This is a genomic window from Pontibacter sp. HJ8 (genome assembly GCF_054824225.1).
This window is the reverse complement of the sequence record NZ_JSYF01000665.1, coordinates 1-290: the sequence shown is the minus strand read 5'-3', so window position 1 is coordinate 290 and position 290 is coordinate 1. Positions and strand designations below refer to the sequence as shown.

General features: G+C 56.6%; 1 protein-coding gene. It reads right to left on the bottom strand.

Going from position 1 to position 290, the window contains the following annotated elements:
* Nucleotides 1–290, bottom strand: a 290-nt coding sequence (locus OB13_RS20730; RefSeq protein WP_461492088.1) for an MFS transporter, incomplete at both ends; no start/stop codon positions are given.

The window sequence follows — 290 nt, the reverse complement described above, 5'->3', positions numbered from 1 at the left end:
TCGGGATGGCTCAGATCGATGGTCCACGCAAATACGGTGGGTGAGTTCATACCGACAGCCACCCCAAAGACAGCCGCTGCCACTAGCAGGGCCAGGGCCGAATCAGCAAACCCGATCAGCGCCATGGCAAGAACCAGCAACGCCGTACTGACACGAAGCACCCGGATGCGGCCATACTTATCCGAGGCCCTGCCTGCCAAAAACCGGATGGCCAGGGAAGAAAGCGTAAAGCTGGAAAAGAAGAGGCCTTTGTTCTCTATGCCCAGGTATTCGCTGAAGTCCGGAATAAT